At 41.1% G+C, this 21,667-nt stretch carries 16 protein-coding genes; 9 read left to right on the top strand and 7 right to left on the bottom strand.

The window, feature by feature from the left end; genetic code table 11:
• Positions 1-2 precede the first annotated feature (2 nt).
• From emrA to M998_RS11680, 4 genes are all read right to left on the bottom strand, one after another.
• The gene (gene emrA / locus M998_RS11695) at positions 3-1,175 is read right to left on the bottom strand and encodes a multidrug efflux MFS transporter periplasmic adaptor subunit EmrA (RefSeq protein WP_068909000.1); all 1,173 of its coding nucleotides are present in this window, start codon (positions 1,173-1,175) and stop codon (positions 3-5) included.
• Positions 1,176-1,970: 795 nt separating this feature from the next.
• Positions 1,971-2,747 carry a hypothetical protein gene (locus M998_RS11690; RefSeq protein WP_068438774.1) on the bottom strand — a complete coding sequence of 259 codons (777 nt, stop codon included), beginning with the start codon at positions 2,745-2,747 and terminating at the stop codon, positions 1,971-1,973.
• A 137-nt stretch (positions 2,748-2,884) separates the two neighbouring features.
• A complete protein-coding gene (locus M998_RS11685) occupies positions 2,885-3,658 on the bottom strand; it encodes a hypothetical protein (RefSeq protein ID WP_068438776.1) in 774 nt (257 codons plus the stop codon).
• The gene (locus M998_RS11680; RefSeq protein ID WP_073889924.1) at positions 3,639-5,891 is read right to left on the bottom strand and encodes a Tle2 family T6SS lipase effector; all 2,253 of its coding nucleotides are present in this window, start codon (positions 5,889-5,891) and stop codon (positions 3,639-3,641) included. The genes M998_RS11685 and M998_RS11680 overlap by 20 nt, the downstream gene beginning before the upstream one ends.
• 365 nt (positions 5,892-6,256) lie before the next feature.
• Between M998_RS11680 and M998_RS11675 the strand changes: the two genes are divergently transcribed.
• Both M998_RS11675 and M998_RS11670 read left to right on the top strand, forming a co-directional pair.
• Positions 6,257-8,308 (top strand): TonB-dependent receptor domain-containing protein, encoded by a 2,052-nt coding sequence (locus tag M998_RS11675; RefSeq protein WP_068908998.1) that lies wholly within the window; start codon positions 6,257-6,259, stop codon positions 8,306-8,308.
• A gap of 66 nt (positions 8,309-8,374) precedes the next feature.
• A complete protein-coding gene (locus M998_RS11670) occupies positions 8,375-9,238 on the top strand; it encodes an alpha/beta hydrolase (protein ID WP_068908996.1) in 864 nt (287 codons plus the stop codon).
• Between the two features lie 9 nt (positions 9,239-9,247).
• Here the strand turns inward: M998_RS11670 and M998_RS11665 are convergent, their stop codons facing one another.
• Positions 9,248-10,180, bottom strand: a complete 933-nt coding sequence (locus tag M998_RS11665) for a LysR substrate-binding domain-containing protein (RefSeq protein WP_068438781.1) — start codon at positions 10,178-10,180, stop codon at positions 9,248-9,250.
• A gap of 756 nt (positions 10,181-10,936) precedes the next feature.
• Between M998_RS11665 and M998_RS11660 the strand changes: the two genes are divergently transcribed.
• From M998_RS11660 to M998_RS11630, 7 genes are all read left to right on the top strand, one after another.
• Positions 10,937-11,542, top strand: coding sequence for an ankyrin repeat domain-containing protein (locus M998_RS11660; RefSeq protein ID WP_068438782.1), 606 nt, complete (start codon positions 10,937-10,939; stop codon positions 11,540-11,542).
• A gap of 18 nt (positions 11,543-11,560) precedes the next feature.
• Entirely contained in the window at positions 11,561-12,484 is a 924-nt protein-coding gene (locus M998_RS11655) for an oxamate carbamoyltransferase subunit AllH family protein (RefSeq protein WP_068908994.1), read from the top strand.
• Positions 12,474-14,024, top strand: coding sequence for an acyl-CoA synthetase FdrA (gene fdrA, locus M998_RS11650; RefSeq protein WP_068908992.1), 1,551 nt, complete (start codon positions 12,474-12,476; stop codon positions 14,022-14,024). Before M998_RS11655 ends, fdrA begins: the two co-directional genes overlap by 11 nt.
• A complete protein-coding gene (locus M998_RS11645; protein WP_068908991.1) occupies positions 14,024-15,439 on the top strand; it encodes a YlbE family protein in 1,416 nt (471 codons plus the stop codon). The genes fdrA and M998_RS11645 overlap by 1 nt, the downstream gene beginning before the upstream one ends.
• Positions 15,440-15,784: 345 nt before the next feature.
• Positions 15,785-17,347, top strand: coding sequence for a xanthine permease (locus tag M998_RS11640; RefSeq protein ID WP_068909012.1), 1,563 nt, complete (start codon positions 15,785-15,787; stop codon positions 17,345-17,347).
• Positions 17,348-17,436: 89 nt separating this feature from the next.
• The gene (locus M998_RS11635; protein WP_068438792.1) at positions 17,437-18,387 is read left to right on the top strand and encodes a carbamate kinase family protein; all 951 of its coding nucleotides are present in this window, start codon (positions 17,437-17,439) and stop codon (positions 18,385-18,387) included.
• Positions 18,388-18,461: 74 nt separating this feature from the next.
• Positions 18,462-19,853 carry an amidohydrolase family protein gene (locus M998_RS11630; protein ID WP_068908989.1) on the top strand — a complete coding sequence of 464 codons (1,392 nt, stop codon included), beginning with the start codon at positions 18,462-18,464 and terminating at the stop codon, positions 19,851-19,853.
• 56 nt (positions 19,854-19,909) lie between these two features.
• Here the strand turns inward: M998_RS11630 and M998_RS11625 are convergent, their stop codons facing one another.
• Together M998_RS11625 and M998_RS11620 are read right to left on the bottom strand one after the other, a co-directional pair.
• A complete protein-coding gene (locus tag M998_RS11625) occupies positions 19,910-20,890 on the bottom strand; it encodes a nucleoside hydrolase (RefSeq protein ID WP_068438795.1) in 981 nt (326 codons plus the stop codon).
• A 34-nt stretch (positions 20,891-20,924) separates the two neighbouring features.
• A partial coding sequence (locus M998_RS11620; protein ID WP_068908987.1) for a LacI family DNA-binding transcriptional regulator occupies positions 20,925-21,667 on the bottom strand: 743 nt, incomplete at its 5' end.

Raw genomic sequence — 21,667 nt, 5'->3', positions numbered from 1 at the left:
GGCTAATCCGCGTTATCGTTAATGATAGTATCGATAACCTGATCGACTTGGTTCAATTTCAGCACTAATACATCACTTTCAAATGCAGGTGTTGTCCTTTGAACCTCGGCTAAAACAGGGCCATTTTGATCTTTAATATCGATAGTGACATTCATCGATAACCCGATACGCAACGGGTGCTTAGCGACTTGCTCAGGATCTAATTCAACACGGACAGGTAATCGTTGCACGACTTTAATCCAGTTACCTGTTGCATTTTGCGCGGGTAATAAGGAAAACGCACTTCCGGTACCCATATCTAAACCCACAACAGTGCCAGTATAAATAATATCATCGCCATAAAAATCACTGTTTATGGTGACTGGCTGGCCAATACGAACTTTCTCTAATTGGGTTTCTTTGTAGTTAGCATCAACCCATACTGGTTGAACAGGCACAATCGCCATTAACGAGCTTTGTGAGCTGACTTGGGAGCCAACTTGCACGTTACGGCGCGAGACATAACCCGTCATGGGGCTTTTAATTTCAGTACGTTGTAGGTTAATCCATGCACTGCGCACACTATCTGCGGCTTGTTGAATGGCAGGCTGCTTTTTCAGCTCAGTATTGCGCAATAAGGCGCGATTCGCATTATATTGTTGAATTGAAATATCCAATGCGGCTTGAGCTAATTGCACCGCTTCTTGCGAATGCTGCAAATCTTCTTTAGAAATCGTCCCACTACGCCCTAATGCAATACGGCGTTGATAATCTTTCTGTGCTTGCGCAAGTGATACACGATTTTTTTGAATTTGAGCCTGATATTCATCACCGTTAATATACAACTCTTTCGTTTTGCGCACGGTGGTTGCTAGGTCATGCTTCGCTTGCTCAAAAGCGAGATTCGCATTCGTTTTATCTAACACCACTAACACGTCACCCGCTTTAACTAAATCGGTATTTTCAAAGTTTACTTGGGTCACATTCCCGGTGGTTTGCGCAATAATGGGTATCTGTAAGCCCGAAACATACGCATCATCGGTATATTCTTGAAAGCGCAAAACTAAGAACCAATAAACGCCATAAGCAACAAATAAAAGTACAATGATAATTGATGCAATTATCATCCAAAATTTTCTTTTGTTCTCATTTGTCGTTTTTTGATTATCTTCAGTTGTATTTATCGTTGGATCCATAATAACTCTCTGGGTCAATATCAATTCTATCTCTTATATTTACGAACTCTATCTAAGAAAGCAATAGAGATCTATTTTTAAATAAGATTAAGATAGTTAATTGTTAACTATGATTTTATACTTCATATCAATAACCTTAAGTCCGTCATAAAAATCAAAATAATAATAATCAAATAAAACAATTAATTAAAAAAATTAACACCTCCGACCAAATAGATAAATCAGCATATATCACTATAGAAAATCAAAATATGATTGATTTATCAAAATAATAACTAACACACTTTAATCTCTATCTACAATAAATTTAAGATGTTATTAACCTTCTTGTTATCTTAATTAGATGAATTAAACCAATAGATAATGTTGATACATAATAGTATCAACATTATATGTCAATACTTGGCTTATTATTAATCATCATTTTAGATTAATAAATAGAGTATCCTTCCCATTAATTCCATGCATCATAAAAGCATCATCATTCAATGAAACGATTAAAAATGCTTGAAGAGAAAATATCAAATTCAAAAAACATTTGTGGAGTTAAGTCTTGAAAATCATCTCATGAAGACGCTTTTCGCAAAAAAGAGTTGGTAGTGATCGAAAAAATTCTGTATCCAATCACGGAAAGCAGCAGATTTAGGATACGGAAATTTCACGGGCACTCTCCTTATAGCGCAAAAGGGCGCGCTTTAATGATTCATTTTGATTGACGTTTTGCGCAAAGTTATTGCGCAATTTATTCTCAAGCATCGAAAATAAATTGCCAATAATGTGGTCATCTCAAATTCGCTATTTGGCGCCCTGTGCTTCGAGGATTTGCATCAATTTTTGATATTCAGGTTTAATTTCTCTCGTTTTCTCTGTATCGCCATTAGGGTAAATAAGCGTTGCCATTGCGCCATCTTCTTTCTTTTTTACGCTTATCCAATAACTTTTCATGTCAGACTTATAATCGATAATGAGGTTGATATTTTGCGCATTTTTTAATTTATAGGTCAGGGTTTCATATTTTGCTATTAACCAAAATTGCTTAACATGACCATCGATAAATAGCTCGCTAATCAAAGGAAATAAAATCAGCGTTTCATCGACGCTTCCTGATTTTTTTTCAAACCCCCCATCAAAAACTTGAGGGGCATTATTATCAATCACAAACGTCGCCTCCGCCCCAAAGTTTTTTGAAATCAAAGCGTCTATTTTAGATGGGTCTTTCAGTTTCACTTCAAATTTAATATTACTGAGTTTCCAGTCGCATTTACCTCCGCCTTCCTTGGGGATGTTGACCTCAACTTGGTTTAACTGTCTGACTGACAAAGGATAACTCTCACGATGAAAACCCGGAACCGTATACGATTCCATACTTGAATTTCGACGCTCTTTGCGGCAAATTTCAGAGCGATACATGGCGGAAAGGGGTTGCGCTTCTAATTCATCGGGAATAGTGGCAGTAAAATGAATGTTTTCACTATTCACCGGCGGTGAAAAGACCTCACCTTGTGCACATCCAGATAAAAAAACAACGCTAAATAGCGGCGCTAACACGAGTTTAGGATACGGAAATTTCACGGACACTCTCCCTGTAGCGCAAAAGTGCACGCTTTAATGATTCATTTTGATTGACGTTTTGTGCAAGATGATTGTGCAATTTATTCTCAAGCATCGAAAATAAATTGCCAATAATGTCGTCATCGCAAGTTCGCTATTTAGCGCTCTGTGCTTTGTGCTTCGAGGATTTGCATCAATTTTTTGTATTCAGGTTCAATTTCCGAATTAAGAATAATATTGCCATTTGGATATTTCAAAAAAGAATCTTCCCCTTTCTTTTTTGCGCCAACCCAATAACTTTTCATATCAGATTTATAATCAACAATAACGTTGATATTTCTAGTATTTTTTAATTTATAGGTCAGAGTTTCATATTTTGCTATTAACCAAAACTGTTTAACATGACCGCCTATAAATCGCTCGCTAATCAAAGGAAATAAAATTAATGTTTCATTGATATCGCCTGATTTTTTTTCAAAACCTCCATCAAAAACTTGAGGGGCATTATTATCAATCACAAACGTCGCCTCCGCCCCAAAGTTTTTTGAAATCAAAGCGTCTATTTTAGATGGGTCTTTCAGTTTTACTTCAAATGTAATATTACTGAGTTTCCAGTCGCATTTACCTCCGCCTTCCTTGGGAATGTTGACCTCAACTTGGTTTAACTGTCTGATTGACAAAGGATAACTCTCACTATGAAAACCCGGAACCGTGTACGATTCCATACTTGAATTTCGACGCTCTTTGCGGCAAATTTCAGAGCGATACATGGCAGAAAGGGGTTGCGCTTCTAATTCATCGGGAATGGTGGCGGTAAAATACATACTTTCGCCATTCACTGGCGGTGAAAACACCTCACTTTGTGCACATCCCGATAAAAAAACAACACTGAATAGCGATGCTAGCACGAGTTTAGGATACGGAAATTTCACGGACACTCTCCTTGTAGCGCAAAAGGGCGCGCTTTAATGATTCATTTTGATTGACGTTTTGCGCAAGATTTTCATGTAGCTTATGTTCGAGTGTCATAAACGTGATGTTTCGCTGAGCATTCAGTGTGTAGGCATCGTCATGATGAATTAATTCGCCAAACCGTTGCCTTGATATGCCTAATGTTGGTGTTTTTGTCGGCGCTAATACACTCAGTAACTGATTATTGATTATCGCTTGGTATTTTTTGCTCATCGAGTGGTCGGTTGCCATCGTCATGAGGGTATCTAATGTCGGGTTATTCCCTTGCGGGAAAATTTCATCCAAGATAGTCGCATCTCCTTTGATGGATTGCACATAAGCATGTTGTTCTTTTTCCAGTCCCTTATTTAACCCATTAGCCAGACTCGGCACTAAATAAAATTGATACGCCCCATTCATGCGCCAGCGTTTTTTCCCGACAAAATCATTTTCTCTGCCCCCTTTAGACAGAATTTTTTGTTCACCAATTTGTCTGGCTTCAAAAAAACTGACGGTATTGCCGTGGTGATAATAGACTTCTCCCATATCGGGGAGCGCTTTTTGCAGCGGAATGGTCGGTAGCGTCGCTAATGTCCAGCTAAAGCCAAAAATGGTACCGAGTAACCCATAAACTTCAAATAACCAGTTATCCATGTTGGTATCAAACGGCACGCTGGTGACGGTATCAGCATCATTGACATGACGAAAATGGGTGAATGTCGATAAAGCTTTGACGCCACTCCCCGTGAAAACACGCGGGCTACCATAGGTATAAAGAAGCGGGTTATTGTTTTTTAATTCTGCTGCATGTAACAACGCGAGTGCGCCGCCTAAACTGTGACCGCAGATATATAATTTTTTATTTTTATGGCCTGCACTATTTTCCAATTTTTCGATTTTTTTAGAGAAGTACTTTCCAACACTCTGATACGCTTCTAAAAACCCCTTATGTACTTTGGCTTTGTCGGTGGAAAGAATATTTTTCGGGCAAGGTATCGGTCGATAGGTGCCGTCGGTCAGCGCATCTCTCGCACTGGCGGTTCCTCGCCATGCCGCAATGATTTGGGTGTCGTTTGCCACAAAAAACATTTGCGTGTCATGTTCGAATTTCTCGGGCGCATCCACTTGTTGAACGTCTAAGAAGATGGCAGGCCGATAGCGTTCGTTAAACGGAACATCAGTGACAATAGCGGGATACACAGACGCGTCATTAATTTCGGGGGCTTTAGATAAATCAAAACACTGCTGATAGAAAAACGAGGTGGTGGTATCCGGTGTGGCGATAAATTCACGCATGTCCTCAACTTCCTCGGGGTCAACCATCACTTCATCTTTGTAAACAAGCAGTGACATTAACCCTAGATTATAGGCATTGACCATGTCGTAATTTGGGGTGTGGTTGAGGACTAAAGACCATGCTCTAAAGGAACAGACTTCAATGACATTGCACTGATTAAAATTTTCACGATTAAACGCGAATCCGTTAAATTCATCGTCATTTGGAAAATGGTAATAAGGTAGCCCAAATTTAGCTTGATCCCATTGTGCGATATTCGGCGCATTATCACACAACTCACCAATCACGACATAATGATATAAATAACCGTTGGACTCAGCTTGCGACTTGACGGGCGAATGCGCCTCACCTCGTAATGCTCGCAAGGGGCGCTTTTCCATTTCATCCGTCAGTGTTTGCCCGGGAAGGGTAAGTGTCGCGTGGGCTCGCGGTAAATTATTTTCCAGAAAGTAACCGTTAAAATCCGTTCTCCCTTCTCGAATGACCTTTTTCCCTACCGTTAAGGTGTAAGGCATATCCGCTAACGGCACGCCAAACTCATCCACAAGAATACATTCAATCAAGTGGTTCAATTCCTTATCACCATCGTTGTCGGTGGTGTCGTTTTGGTATTCAGAATAAGGCAAAGACTCATTGCCAGTCATTGGAGCATAACTGTCGGAAATAGACGGAATAAAATGAGAACGACAAGGACAAGAGCTGATGCTTTCTAATGTCCCAGCATGCTTCCGGTCTTCAAGCCACATGCTACTGATCCCCCCGATAATATGATATTTACCGGAATGTTTACCACAGCTGACAATATCACCCTCTCGAGCGCCAGCAACGCCATACCATTGCATGGTCTGGTCACCTGTTAAAATTTGGCCACCACAACTTGTCTTATCTCCTACTCGTAAAAAGAATCCTATTGCCATATCTTATCCTTGACTGATTCATATAAATCGCCATTTTTGATCCCTTAAGCAATATTTACAAGTAAATCATTTTCCATCGAAAATATTGTGGGATTAACCATCGATTTAAATTACCCCTGTAAAACTTGGCATTTAACTGCGCATAGACCTTAAAAAGCCTTAGTATCGTAATACGCAGTTGATTATTGATAATGCCCTGACATTTACTGCCTATAACCTTCCCCCTTCAAAGCACTGGGATATCCTTATTCGAGATCAAATATTGACCAAAATTAGCAAGCCAATTATTTATTTTTAGCCTAGTTCAGTGATAGTATTGATAAGCTATATAATTATTATTATCATTTATATTTCTAGGGATTATTATGACTTCGCAATTTCACTACACACTCCTTGCCGCAGGTGTTTGCACCGCACTCACTGCCTTTAGTACCACAGCCGCAGAAAACTCAGATACCATGGTCGTCAGTGCATCCGGTTACTCACAGCAATTACGTGATGCGCCGGCTAGCGTGACGGTTATCACCGCGGAACAACTACAAAATAAACCCGTTCGTGATTTAGCTGATGCTGTTAAAGATGTTGAAGGTGTCAGTGTTGTTGGTAGCGCCAACAAACAAGATATCAATATTCGTGGATTACCCGGCGAATACACGCTAATTTTAGTCGATGGCCGTCGCCAAAATAGCCGCGAATCTCGTCCTAACGGTAGCGGTGGTTTTGAGGCTGGCTTTATGCCACCGGTCGAAGCAATTGAACGCATCGAAGTGATCCGTGGACCTATGTCTTCCCTGTATGGTTCAGATGCGATGGGTGGTGTTATCAATATCATCACCAAAAAGGTCACCAATGAATGGCACGGTAGCGTCTCAACCGGCGGCATCTTGCAAGAAAATAGTGACAGCGGTAACTCAACCGATGGTAATTTCTATCTATCTGGTCCACTGATCCAAGATAAATTAGGCTTGCAATTATATGGTGGCGGCGATTATCGCCAAGAAGATAAAATTATTGATGGGCATAATAAAAAAGATAATAAGAGTTTGACGGCCAAGTTCACTTATACCCCATGGGATAACCAAACTTTCTTATTAGAAGCAGGAAGGACTACACAAGAAAGAGATTCTACGCCAGGTAAATCACTCTCTCCAACGAGTGATTTTAACGGCAAACCAAGAAAGAATACCAAATCCGAAATACATAACGACCGTAACCATATCGCCCTGACCTATAAAGGTGATTGGGATATCGTAAATACGGAAATAAGTATTTATCAAGAAGAAACAAAGCGTAATACTAAGTCAGAAAAGGAAATTGGAAAGACCGGTGTTTATAACCTTGCTTATGAAACTCGCGTCCCTGAAATCACCAATACGGTAGTGGATGGGAAAGTCGTGGCATTTTTACCAGATAATATCTTAACTGTCGGTGGCCAATTCCAACACGCTAAATTAAAAGACACTTCCGCCACAGGGGCTAAAAGCACCGAAAATGTAAAACTGACTGCGGATCAGCACGCTTTCTTCCTAGAAGATGAATTTACTGCGACTGAAAACCTGATATTAACGGGTGGGTTACGCTTAGACCACCATGAGTTTTACGGCAATCATTGGAACCCAAGAGGTTACGCGGTTTACTATCTTACCGATGAAATTACCATTAAAGGCGGTATTTCCTCCGCTTTCCGAGCGCCAACATTACGTGAAGTTAGTTCAAATTATGGAACTTCAACAGAAAAAGGAGCGGGTATTATCTATGGTAATTCTGACCTGAAGCCTGAAAAAAGTGTTAGTGAAGAAATTAGTATTGCCTATAACCATGAATCGGGATTTGATGCCAGCTTAACTTTCTTTAACACTGATTTTAAAAACAAATTAACCAGCTATTACACAGGTAAACCGGATCCTATCACAGGTTTAAATCTCTACACTTATGACAACGTGGGTAAAGCTAATATCAAGGGTGTCGAAGTGGCAACCGGTATTCCCATCGCTCAAGATTGGAAACTCAGCCTAAACTATACCTATACCGATTCAGAGCGTAAAAGTGATGATGAAAAATTAGGTAATGGTATGTCACTCAAAGGCTATGCGCTGGATAAAACACCAAAACATATGGCTAACGCAAAATTAGATTGGCAGTTTAACGAAGACCTTAATCTGTATACTCGTGCACAATATACTGGTGAACAAGTGTGGGCGGCTCAACGAAATGGCGCAAAAGTGCCTCGTTATCGTAGCGGCTATACCACTATGGATGTCGGTACGACTTATCAGCTATTTAAGAATACTAAACTTAACTTTGCTGTGCTGAATATCGCAAATGAAAAGGGTCCTAAAATTGACGCAGAAGGCGGTGGAAACTGGGATGTTGAAGATGGTCGCCGTTATTGGGCGAACGTCAACGTCAGCTTCTAATTTTTCATCAACTTAATCACGGATGCGGGTATACTGTTTTGTCTACCCGCAGCACATTGAAGCCAAATGAATAAATTACTAATCCCCAGCTTATTGTTATGTATGGCAACGAGTGCATTTGCACGCCCCAGCCAAACCATCCCTAGCCTAGATGACCATGTCAGCCAATTTTATGATATTCAACAAACCGATATGCAGTATGGCGAGCGGGCATTACGCATTTATAGTGCAGTCCCTTTCAATGTCACCGCAAAGCGCCCTGTTCTGTATATGCTTGATGGTAATGGGCTGTATCCAAACGTCGTCAATAAAGCGGTAGAAAAATTGCCGGTGAATGCCTTACCTATCATTATTGGTATTGGCTACCCGGTTAATGAAGCTTTTCCAAAACAATTGCGCACCTATGACTACACCCCGCCCGTTTCAGGGGATGAGTTTAAACAAGGTGGTGGGTCGCCTGCTCTGTATCAATTTTTAAGCGAGACTATTCGCCCATGGGCTGAACAGCAATTTCCTATTGATAAACAAAAACAAACACTATTTGGACATTCATTTGGCGGGCTATTTGCCTTGATGGCGTATCAAAACCATCCTAACGCATTTCAAAATTTTGTCTCGGCGAGTCCATCATTGTGGTGGGGTAAAGGCGAAATGGTTGATTTATCAAAGCTAACGGATCAGCAAACTGCATCCCCTATTTTTATCACATTGGGGGGATTAGAAGAAAAACCTGATTTATCACGTTTAACTGACGAACAAAAACAAAATTACCAAACGCGAAAAAGCTGGATCAGTACTCGTCAAATATGCACTGAAATTCAAAGCCATAATCGAACCTGTCACTTCACCTTATTCGACGGTAAGAGCCATGGCAGCGTGATCCCTGATGCGATTGATAAAGCACTGGATATTGCCACTGAGCAGCCATAAGGCTGCTATTTAGCTTATCGGTTTTAGTAAGTCACTATAAAGGCGAGTTAAAATTCCATTATCGGCAAATTCTTTTCTAATCCACTGAGTCACCAGCCCCGTCGCGGAGTGCTGTGTGGCCAATAGCATATGGGAGTCTTGTCTCGGGTTTTGGATTTGTTTGTTAATTAACAAACCATTCTTCACATGCTCTTTCACCATATAATCTGGCAGAAATCCGATCCCTTCACCTAATATCTGGCATTGGCATTTAGTATTAAAGTCAGGCACCTGAATGGCCTCTTGCCCATGTAATAACCATCCTACTCGCTTATTAATGGTGTGTGCCGTATCTTCCACCATAATATTGGGGTACAAACGCAGTTGGCTCTCTGCGATAGGTTCTGGCATTAACGCTAATGGGTGAGTTGCGGCTATCGCAAATTGCCAATGAATAGCACCAATTTCGGTGTAATCAATACCGCCGCCATCCATTAATGTGCCCGGCGCACCAATGGCAATATCTGAAAGGTTATTAATAATTGCATCCCACACCCCATTATACACTTCGGTTGTCACGGTAATTTGGCAGGTTGGAAATTGTTTTTTCAATATTTGGAGCAACTTTGCCGTGTGATAAGGGGTATACAATAATTGATTAATACAAATACGAACTCGAGCTTCAATTCCTTGCTCAATAGAGTAAATACTTTTTTTGATCAGATGAAAATTATTAAGTAAATCAGTCGCTTTACGATAAAAATAATATCCGGCTTCAGTTAGCTCAATATTGCGTGTATCACGAATAAATAGTGCGACATCTAAATAAGTTTCAATACGTTTGATGGTATAACTCACCGCCGAGGTTGTTATACCTAATTCTTCAGCCGCTTTACTAAAACTCGCAAATTTCGCCGCTGTTGTGTAAGTCAGTAAATTCTCTTCGGTAAAAATCGAGTTCATCGCTTTATTCCCAAGTTGAACAAAAAGTAATCAAATAAAATTTTTATGCTTTAAAATTTTGAAATCTATAACGGGTATACCCAAAATAATTCGAGTTGCAGGTAGGCGGCAAGCGAAGAGAGTCAGGGAACATAGATGAACTATGTGACTTGACTCGCTGAGTGTAGTCAACAACCCTGCAATTTGAAGTATGACGGGTATATCTGTGAATAAAATTCAATAGCCTAAATAATAGACTGTTTTTCAACCTATTTATTATAGGTTAACAGAAATATTTGTAATGACAGCATGTTTAATTTAATTAGTTTTAATTCATCAAACTCGCATTTTAATTAAAAGTGCTATTAATATTCAAAATACTTAATATTATTGAATTAAATACCCAAACACTGTTTTAACATTATCATTAATTTAGATCAAAAATATCACAATATTAACATTTAAAACATGTTCAATTTGAACTGCATCACAGAATTGATCAAATCATTTATCTGTAGGTGAATTCATAAAAAACATTGCCCCATTTTGATTAAAAAATGGTCATAAAACATCAAAAAAGCGCAAAAAACAATGCTTCCACGCACAAAAAAACCTGATTATTGAATTTCATTCAACAATTGATCACTCTATTGATGAATTAAATTTAAATGGATTCTTTTTATTCAGAACTATTGCTATGCTCTAATCATCATAAATTGTCTTTATTTATTTTGGTTATAATGAAATTAATTCAAATAACCTATTAAGGGGAAGTCCATGACAGCCAGCACATTAAGTCAAGAATTCTTATCCGCCGCAGAACAAGGTCAATTAGAAATATTAAAAGATTGCCTTGGAAAAGGTGTGGATATTAATGTTACTAATCGTCAAGGCCGTACCGCTATTGTTAATGCAAGTCTTAATAAACACTATGAGTGTGTTTCCTTTTTAATTAATGCAGGTGCAGATATTAATAAACAAGACCAAACCTGCTTTAACCCTTTCCTACTGAGCTGCCTAAATAACGATTTAACGCTATTGCGTATTGTATTACCGGCTAACCCTGATCTTGACGTACTTTCACGTTTTGGTGGCATTGGTATTACACCAGCAAGTGAAAAAGGTCACGTCGAAATTGTACGTGAACTGCTTGAAAAAACAGAAATTAATGTTAACCACACTAACTTTGTTGGATGGACCCCTTTACTCGAAGCTATTGTTCTTAATGATGGTGGAGAGAAACAACAACAAATCGTTAAATTATTATTAGATCATGGTGCAAACCCACACATGACTGATAAATATGGAAAAAAACCTTTAGAGTTAGCTCGTGAGAAAGGTTATAACGAAATCGCTGAGTTACTGGTTGCTGCGGGAGCATAATAATCAGTAAGGAGAACTGTGAATACACTCACGTCTCATCGGCAAATATTATATGGATTAACGGCTGATACTCATTTTCTTAATCTTTTAAATCAGCCGCAGCTTTCAGGAAAAGTAGAACAAGTATTTAATAAGGCTATTAATATTTCTATTGATAATCGCCTTTTTACTTTACTGAGCTCTCCTTTAGATAATGCACCTAATAGCTGCCGACTATTAAATAAAGATTTTTCTCTTTTAAATATAAAGAGTGGTGACTCTTTTTATTTATTAGATAAAGACATTGCGATTGGTGAGTGTTATTTACTTTCTTTCTCATTATGTAAGCAATGGCAACAGCCTATTATTGAATTTACCCCTGACAAAATAGAAAAAAAAGATTATCAGCTATTTTTACGTAATCAGTTAAAGACATTAGATTTGATTTTAAATAGCAATGAAAGCTCCCTATTTAATTACCAAGGAGATAACGTCTTTTACTTATCCTCCTCGGAGAAATTAAATCAGCTTCGTACACGTTTAATTAGGTCATTAGAAAAACAAGAACATCAACATTTAGTTAGCACCATTAACCAATTTATTGGGCTAGGTATCGGGCTTACACCTTCTGGGGATGATTATTTAGTGGGTCTTATGGCGTTCTTATTATTGAAAAATCACCCTGCTTATTTATTTTACCCTGAGTTCTATCAAGGTATTACCCAAAGCAAGGAAAGAACAACGCCCATTAGTGCCATTACCTTAGAAAAAGCCCTAAATCATGAATATCGCGAGAACATGCACCAACTGATCCAGTCATTAGTTGATGCTAAAGAAACAGAAATTTATTCGCAGTTTTTAGCTATTTTAAATATCGGGTCCAGTTCAGGCAGCGACATGCTATTTGGCATTCGCGATGCTCTGTACCTCACCCATTATTTCGGAGAAAGATATGTCGACTAAAGTTGTCATAAAAAAGAATACTTATTTTGATTCTGTGTCACTGATGTCTATTTCCACAAAAGCAAACCAGCTCGACAATGTTGAGCAAGCCTTTGTGGCAATGGCAACCGAGATGAATAAAGGCGTACTCAGAAATCTCGGGCTCCTGACGCCTGAACTAGAAGAAGCCAAAAATGGCGATTTAATGATTGTCATTAAAGGCCCAAGCGATGAGGCAAACGATGCAAGTTTAATTGCTATCGAAGATTTATTTAATAAGAAAAATCAAGGTGGCGGCTCACATGAAGCCAAATACGCTACCTTAAATTCAGCAAAAACACACATTCCCGACAGCAACCTTGCTGTGATTTCAGTTAATGGTCAGTTTGCAGCACGTGAAGCGCGTATCGCATTAGAAAACGACCTTAATGTGATGTTGTTCTCAGATAACGTTTCTGTTGAAGATGAGTTAGCACTGAAAAAATTAGCCAGTAGTAAAGGTTTATTAATGATGGGGCCTGATTGTGGTACTGCCATTATCAATGGCACTGCATTATGTTTCGGTAACAGCGTTCGCCGTGGCAATATTGGGATTATCGGTGCATCCGGCACAGGTAGCCAAGAACTTAGTGTACGTATTCACGAATTTGGTGCCGGCATTTCCCAGTTAATTGGAACGGGCGGCCGCGATCTCAGTGAGAAAATTGGTGGCATCATGATGATTGATGCAATCAAAATGCTTGATGCAGATGATGAAACACAAGTCATCGTGCTCGTTTCTAAGCCACCAGCACCTTCCGTTGCCAAAAAAGTATTAGAGCAAGCAGAGAAATGCCATAAACCAGTGGTTGTTTGTTTCCTTGGTAGCCAGCCGTTACCCGAAGACAAGCCGGGCTTAACCTTTGCTCAAGCCACCAAAGAAGCTGCGCTGAAAGCTGTATTGCTCGCCGGTCTGAAAAAAGAAGATTTAAATTTACATGCACTCAATTGGCCATTAATTGAAGAAGTTCGTCCTAAACTCAAACCTGAACAAAAATATATTCGCGGGCTGTTCTGTGGCGGAACCTTATGTGATGAAGCCATGTTTGCTGCACTCGAAAAATATGACGATGTTTACAGCAACATTCAACCAAACCCTGACTATCGCTTAAAAGACGTTAATAAAAGCATCGCTCATACCTTCTTAGATTTTGGGGATGATGATTTTACCAATGGTAAACCACACCCAATGATCGACCCAACTAACCGTATTGGCCGTTTATTACAAGAAGCTCGTGACCCCGAAGTAGGTGTCATCATGATGGACTTTGTTCTTGGCTACGGTTCACACGAAGACCCTGTCGGCGTAATGATTGATGCCATCAAAGAAGCGAAAAACATTGCTAAGCAAGATGGTCGTGAACTGATCATCTTAGGCTACGTGCTGGGTACTGACCAAGACACACCATCAATGGATGCACAGGTCAAAATGCTGACTGATGCGGATGTCATTTGGGCAAGTAGCAGCACCAATACCGGTTTATTAGGACGCGAGTTTGTCTGGAAAGGGGAGAAAGCATAATGACTTCATTATTTAAACAACCATTGAATGTTATCAATGTGGGCATCGAAATGTTCAGTGATGACCTGAAAAAACAACATGTTCCCGTCACACATTTAAACTGGACGCCGCCAGGCCAAGGCAACGTCGACGTTATCCGTGCATTAGATAAAATTGAAAGTAATGCATCGCTACAAGAAAAAATTGCAGCCGCCAATACTCAAGCACTTGAGCGCATTATTCAATCCCAACCGGTACTGATTGGTTATGACCAAGCGATTAACGTCGTACCCGGAATGACCAAAAATACGATTTTGCACGCAGGCCCTCCGATTGAGTGGAAAGACATGTGCGGTGCAATGCGTGGTGCGGTTACCGGTGCGCTAGTCTTTGAAGGGTTAGCAAAAGACTTAGCCGATGCAGAACGTGTCGCCGCATCTGACGAAATTATTTTTTCACCTTGCCATGAACATGACTGTGTAGGTTCAATGGCCGGTGTGACCTCTGCCTCAATGTTTATGCATATCGTTGAGAACAAAACCTATGGCAACCGTGCGTTCACTAACCTCAGTGAGCAAATGGCAAAAATTCTGCGTATGGGTGCCAATGACCAAAGTGTTATCGACCGTTTAAATTGGATGCGTGATGTATTAGGCCCAATGCTACGTGATGCGATGAAAATTATCGGCGAAATTGATTTACGTTTAATGTTAGCGCAAGCCCTGCATATGGGTGATGAGTGCCATAACCGTAACAATGCAGGCACCACACTACTTATCCAAGCATTAACCACGGGTCTGATCCAAACTAACTTTTCTGTGGCTCAACAAAAAGAAGTGTTTGATTTTGTGGCAAGCAGTGATTACTTCTCTGGTCCAACATGGATGGCGATGTGTAAAGCCTCGATGGATGCTGCACACGGTATCGAATACAGCACCGTTGTCACGACCATGGCACGTAATGGTTATGAGTTTGGTTTACGTATCAGTGGATTACCGGGTCATTGGTTTACAGGCCCAGCCCAACAAGTTATCGGCCCAATGTTTGCCGGTTATAAGCCGGAAGATTCCGGTTTAGATATCGGTGACTCCGCGATTACAGAAACCTATGGTATCGGTGGCTTCGCGATGGCAACAGCCCCTGCGATTGTGGCCCTTGTCGGCGGAACAGTTGATGAGGCGGTAGATTTCTCGCGTCAAATGCGTGAAATCACCCTTGGTGAAAACCCGAACGTCACTATTCCACTACTTGGCTTTATGGGAATTCCTACTGCCATTGATATTACGAAGGTTTCTGCCAGCGGCATCCTTCCGGTCATCAATACTGCGATTGCCCATAAAGATGCAGGTATCGGCATGATTGGTGCCGGTATTGTCCATCCACCGTTTGAGTGCTTTGAAAAAGCGATGCTGTCTTACGCGGCAAAATACGCCTAGTTTCCAACCATGAAAAAATAACGCCCAACTTCGGTTGGGCAAGAAAAATAAATATAAAGCGACATATACCCTGATTAATAAACGTCATAAATGAGCCATAGTTAATACTGCAACATCGAGTATAACGGGGAATACCTTAAGTACTTTGAATTTTAGTCAGGTGAGAAACCTTGAAACTCAAAGTGTCGTGGGACATACCCTAAATAATTTGAGTTGCAGCAAGGCGACAAACGAAGATATCCCGAGAAGCATACACAAGTATGTGACTCGGGTAGCTGAGAGCAGTTAACGTAGTTGCAGCTCAAAGTATGACGGGGATGGACGGGTATGATGGGGGAAATAAATATGAGTCTACTAAATATCAAATGGAAACGCGGGGACTTGGCGGCCTACTTTGGGTTGATGACCAATAACCTTACTAACTTGCTCACTATGATGGGGTTACTGATTTTTGTTGTTGGTATTCCATCTGAAATTGTTTACGGTCGTATTGCACCTGCTTTTGGTTTTGCTGTTTTGCTTGCCAGTATTAGCTATGCCTACTTTGGTCAGCAGATGATCAAACAAACGGGTCGTAATGATGTTACTGCGTTACCATCAGGACCTAGCGCCCCTTCTATTTTCACCGTCACTTTCTTAGTTATTATGCCGGTGTACCAAACTACACAGGATGCTGAATTTGCGATTCAAATCGCGCTTGTTTGGTGCTTTGTTGAGGCAATGATCCTTGTTGGTGGTTCATTCTTAGGTGAAACCATCCGTAAGATGATCCCTCGCACCGTACTATTATCCTGTCTTTCTGGACTTGGGTTATTATTACTTGCAATGAACCCAATGCTACAAGCATTTGAAGCACCAACCGTTTCCTTCATCGTATTACTGTTAATCTTCATTAACTGGTTCGGTAAAAAACCTATCTTTGCTCGCGTTCCAACTGGTTTATTACTGCTTATCGCAGGTACCGTATTGGCATGGGTTTCAGGTCTACAAAGCCCTGAAGCAATTAAAGATTCAATGACATCAATTGGTTTTAACCCACCAGGGGTTCATATTGACAGTTTCCTCCAAGGTTTACCTCATGCGCTGCCTTATTTAGCCTCTGCGGTTCCTCTGGGCTTAGCAAACTATATCTTTGACCTTGAAAATATCGAAAGTGCTCACGCTGCTGGTGATGAATACAACACACGTAAAGTCATGTTAGCTAACGGTTTATCTTCAACAGTTGGTTGCTTCATGGGTAACCCATTCCCTGTTACTGTCTATGTAGGGCACGCAGGTTGGAAAGCGATGGGCGCAAGTGTGGGTTATACCTTAGCATCCGGTATTACCATGTTTATCGTACCATTGTTCGGTATCGGCGCCTTTATGTTAGCGATTATCCCGATGACCGCTATTGTACCGATTCTGGTATTTATCGGGGTTGTCACCGCAAACCAAGTGGTGAGGGAAACACCGAAAAATGAAGTGCCTGTTATCTTTATTTGTCTATTCCCATGGATAGCCAACTGGGCGCTGACGATGGTAAATAGTGTGATGGGTGCAGCAGGGACTTCTGCAAGTGCTATCGGTCTCGATACGTTATTGCACAAAGGTGTTTACTATCAAGGCCTTGTTCACTTAGGTAACGGCGCACCGCTCGCAAGTATGCTATGGGGTTGTATTGCCATCTTCGCAATCTTGAATCAACCACTACGCGGGGCAATTGCCGCAGCGGTAGGTGCAGTACTGGTATTCTTCGGTATTATCCATTCACCTGCGGTTGGAATTGCAACGGGTCCAACCTTGATGTTTGTCTACGCTTACCTCATGATGGCGGCTTTGTTTGTACTAAAACACTTTTTAGATAGCCGTAAATCAGTAGAAGAACAACAATCTGAAAATGCTGAAAAAATCAGTAAATCAGCGTAATCAAGCCAGCCTTTAATAGTCGGTGTGCTTATAGTCAAAATAGCGCACCGACCCATTAGCTAAAACCCTCTGTATCAGGATATATAACAATGAAAGAACTCGTGGTTGTTGCCATCGGGGGCAACAGTATTATTAAGGATAACAACAGCCAGTCTATCGACGCTCAAGAAAAAGCACTGCAAGAAGTCGCACTGCATATTGGCGATATGCTTGAAGGCAACTACAACATTGTTTTGACTCATGGAAATGGCCCTCAAGTCGGTCTTGACCTACGCCGTGCTGAAATTGCACATTCCGTCGAAGGCTTACCACTCACCCCTTTAGCTAACTGTGTCGCAGATACCCAAGGCGGTATTGGTTACTTAGTCCAGCAAGCACTAACCAATGTGCTTGCTAAACGCCATAATCGCCAAGCAATCACAGTAATAACACAAGTTGAGGTTGATAAAAACGACCCTAACTTTAGTGCTCCAACGAAGCCTATTGGCGCATTTTTCACCAAAGAACAAGCTGACGAATTAAAGCTAGCGAATCCAGATTGGCATTTTGTTGAAGACTCTGGCCGAGGCTATCGCCGTGTTGTTGCATCACCTGAGCCAAAGCGTGTTGTTGAATCGAGTGCAATCCGTACCCTCACCGAACATGACTATGTTGTTGTCGCTGCGGGTGGCGGTGGAATTCCGGTTATCAGTAACGGGAATGGTGGCTACCAAAGTGTTGATGCGGTGATTGATAAAGACCTCTCCACCACATTACTGGCGAAAGAGTTACAAGCCGATATTTTGATTATCACAACCGGTGTTGAAAAGGTATGTATTCACTTTGGTAAACCTGAGCAAAAAGCCCTTGGCGAAACCACCACAACCGATATGCAGCGTTATATGGAAGAAGGTCATTTTCCTGCGGGCAGCATGTTACCAAAGATTGAAGCCAGTCTGTCATTTATTGCCAATGGCGGTAAGCGCGTGATTATTACTACACCTGAAAAACTCCCCGCGGCATTACGCGGTGAAACAGGAACACATATTATTCAAGGCTAAATTTTTCATCATACTTTACGCTGCCTATACTCACTCGCGGCGTGAAGTATCAAAAAGACAAGCAAGGAGTTTCTATGAAAGCAGATTTACCATCAGGCAGAAGAGAGTTCCTTTCAACCAGCGCTAAAGTTGCTGCCGCTTGCACCTTATTTGGTGCGGTATCCGGTATCGCTTCAGCCGAAACAAATCAATCCTTACAAAGTCGTGGTATTTCGAGCATTACCGATAAACACTATTATCTTGATGATGCTTTACTTGAAACCGGTTTTAATTACCGCGATGCAACCGTAATTGGGACTAAAACCGCATTACAAACCATTGAAATCAATGATGGTAAAGTCGTCGCTATTTTACCAAACAAACAACATGCCAATAGTGAAATTAACGCCTATAGCGCCCAAGGCAAGCTGATGTTGCCTGCGTTTCGCGACATGCATATCCACCTAGATAAAACCTTTTATGGCGGCCCTTGGCAAGCGCCGGAGTCCCGTGAAGGTAAAACAATTATGGATATGATCGCCCTTGAACAAAAAATGTTGCCAGATCTTCAACCCTATACCAAAGAGCGAGCTAATGCGCTGATCAAATTGATCCAATCCAAAGGATCAACGATTGCACGTAGCCACTGCAACATTGAACCGGTATCTGGTTTAAAAAATTTAGCGGTTTTGCAGCAAGTATTAGCCGATCACCAACAGGATTTAACCTGTGAAATCGTCGCTTTTCCACAACATGGGCTATTACTGTCAAAATCAGAGCCATTAATGCGTGAAGCGATGCAAGCAGGCGCTCACTATGTCGGTGGCTTAGATCCAACTAACGTAGATGGCGCGATGGAAAAATCCCTTGATACCATGTTCCAAATTGCGTTGGATTATAATAAAGGTGTTGATATTCATCTGCATGAAACCAGCCCCGCAGGGCTCGCAGCGATTGAATATATGATTAAAACCGTTGATGAGAACCGCAGTTTACGTGGAAAAGTCACAATTAGTCATGCCTTTGCTTTAGCAACACTCAATCCTGAACAAGCTGAAAAGATAGCCAAACAGCTTGCTGAACAACAGATTACCATTGCATCAACGGTTCCTATTGGTACTTTGCATATGCCACTGAAAATATTGAATCAAAATGGGGTATTTGTGATGACCGGTACTGACAGTGTCGTCGACCATTGGTCTCCATTTGGATTAGGCGATATGTTAGAAAAAGCCAACTTATATGCACAGTTATATACCCGCCCAGATGAGCTTTCACTCTCCCGCTCTTTGGCTATCGCGACGGGCAATACACTTCCTCTTGATGATAAAGGTAACCAAGTTTGGCCTGCAAAAGGTGATGATGCTAGTTTTGTACTCGTCGATGCCGCTTGCTCAGCAGAAGCAGTCGCCCGAATTTCCCCAAGACATGCCGCTTTCCACAAAGGAAACCTTGCTCATGGCTCACTGCAAAAATCAGTCAGCTAGCAAGTGGTAATATATGGATATGAAATAGCGCCAACAGGCGCTATTTGTTCAGATAATTACTTTGCCGAATATTGCTTGATTGTATTAAAAATCAAGTCGAGTAAACCTTGATTATCAACTGATTGTAAGACAGTAATCGGTGCTGTTTGCGGCTCAGGGATCCCCACACGTAAACGCAGAGAGTCATAACAAAAGCTTTTTCCTCGCAATGCACCTTGTAGCTCTATTCCTACCTGTTTCTGGCTTTGAGTCACCAATGTTTTATCTAATAACCATGCAACCGTCAGTACATCATGGATCCAACAACCGGGTAGGTAGCGGGTTGTGCGTGAGTAGTCAATCCAAGGGCGCATTGTTTCGACTAAAAAACGACTGAGCGCGGTATTAAGTAATGCAAATCTATCCAGATCAGCATGTACCATCTGCGTTTGCACTGTCACATCCATTGGCACTAAGGTGATATTCGCCCCACTATTGAGCACTGCATAAGCCGCTTCAGGGTCTAAACCAAAATTAGTATCTTTCAAATAACCAGGCACATTAAAAACAGCACCCATAATGACGATTTCTGCTACCTTTTGCGCCATTTCAGGGAAAAGCTGCATCGCCATAGCGATATTGGTTAATGGGCCAATTGCAATTAAGGTGATCTGATTTGGGTTATCACATACCAATTCACCGATACGTAACGCCGCTTCTGGTACAGCAATAGGTAAGGCTTGAACACGGGGAACATCATTCCAAAGATGCTGTAACTCAAATTTTTCGGCGCCATTATCGAGCTGTTCACGCCATGGAAAACTTGCTTCAATCAGTGCTGATGACGCACCTCGATAAACAGGCGTTTTTTCCCCTAATGAACGCACTAGTTGGCTCGCAACATTAAACCCAATATCACTAGGTGTATTCCCGGATACGGTTGTTATCATCTCTAATTTGATTTCAGGTGCAGCAATGGCCAGAGCGAGTGCTAACCCATCATCAACGTTTGCACCTGCAATTCCGTTACCGGGATCACAATCAATAATTACACGCATATATTTCCCTGAAAATAATTAAATATTTAAAATTTTAACGCGTTTTACACCCACAGGAATGCCCGATCTGTAGTTCAAATTCAACTTCGTATAATGCTTTCTTTTGTGACCAGTTTTGTAGAATTTGAATCGCTTTTTCAGCTATTTTATCAACCGGTTGGCGAACTGTGGTTAATGATGGAACAGTATATTCAGATTGAATGGTGCCATTAAAACAGACTAACGCAATGTCTTCGGGAACACGTAAATTCAATTCTGCTAACGCTTTTAAGCAACCGAACGCCTGTAACTCATTGGTGGCAAAAATCGCGTCTGGAAGCCCATCTTTGCTCATTTTATGGATAGCTTGATAGCCCCAATCACGGGTATATTCCCCATTAAGTATCCACTTTGGATTGGCTATTAAGCTTGAACCCTCAAGAGCATTAAGCCAACCCGCTAGCCGGTCTTGCGTATTGAGCATTTCTTTAGGCCCGCAGATAATGCCAATATTTTTATAACCGTGCTGTATTAAATGATGGGTGATTTTATACGCCGCCAGCTTTTCATTCACTTGAATAGTACTTAAGCCTTCCCCTGATTCAACTCTATCAAGCATCACACAAGGGGTTCCTGACGATTGAATCAAATCAATATAAGGATGGCGATCAACACTGGTATAAATAAGCCCTTCCACTTGCCTTAACAGCAAGTTATTAATCAATTCTTTTTCACGTAATCTTGAATCCCCTGCATCGCCAAGCAATAAGACATGCCCATGTTTGAATGCTTCTCTTT

The organism is Providencia heimbachae ATCC 35613 (assembly GCF_001655055.1).
Lineage (GTDB): Bacteria > Pseudomonadota > Gammaproteobacteria > Enterobacterales > Enterobacteriaceae > Providencia > Providencia heimbachae.
This window is presented reverse-complemented; position numbering and strand designations above follow the sequence as displayed.

Coding starts and splice junctions, on each gene's coding strand:
- M998_RS11675 (WP_068908998.1), top strand. CDS start 6,257: ATGACTTCGCAATTTCACTACACACTCCTTGCCGCAGGTGTTTGCACC.
- M998_RS11640 (WP_068909012.1), top strand. CDS start 15,785: ATGAGTCTACTAAATATCAAATGGAAACGCGGGGACTTGGCGGCCTAC.
- M998_RS11670 (WP_068908996.1), top strand. CDS start 8,375: ATGAATAAATTACTAATCCCCAGCTTATTGTTATGTATGGCAACGAGT.
- M998_RS11645 (WP_068908991.1), top strand. CDS start 14,024: ATGACTTCATTATTTAAACAACCATTGAATGTTATCAATGTGGGCATC.
- emrA (WP_068909000.1), bottom strand. CDS start 1,175: ATGGATCCAACGATAAATACAACTGAAGATAATCAAAAAACGACAAAT.
- M998_RS11635 (WP_068438792.1), top strand. CDS start 17,437: ATGAAAGAACTCGTGGTTGTTGCCATCGGGGGCAACAGTATTATTAAG.
- M998_RS11630 (WP_068908989.1), top strand. CDS start 18,462: ATGAAAGCAGATTTACCATCAGGCAGAAGAGAGTTCCTTTCAACCAGC.
- M998_RS11665 (WP_068438781.1), bottom strand. CDS start 10,180: ATGAACTCGATTTTTACCGAAGAGAATTTACTGACTTACACAACAGCG.
- fdrA (WP_068908992.1), top strand. CDS start 12,474: ATGTCGACTAAAGTTGTCATAAAAAAGAATACTTATTTTGATTCTGTG.
- M998_RS11625 (WP_068438795.1), bottom strand. CDS start 20,890: ATGCGTGTAATTATTGATTGTGATCCCGGTAACGGAATTGCAGGTGCA.
- M998_RS11660 (WP_068438782.1), top strand. CDS start 10,937: ATGACAGCCAGCACATTAAGTCAAGAATTCTTATCCGCCGCAGAACAA.
- M998_RS11680 (WP_073889924.1), bottom strand. CDS start 5,891: ATGGCAATAGGATTCTTTTTACGAGTAGGAGATAAGACAAGTTGTGGT.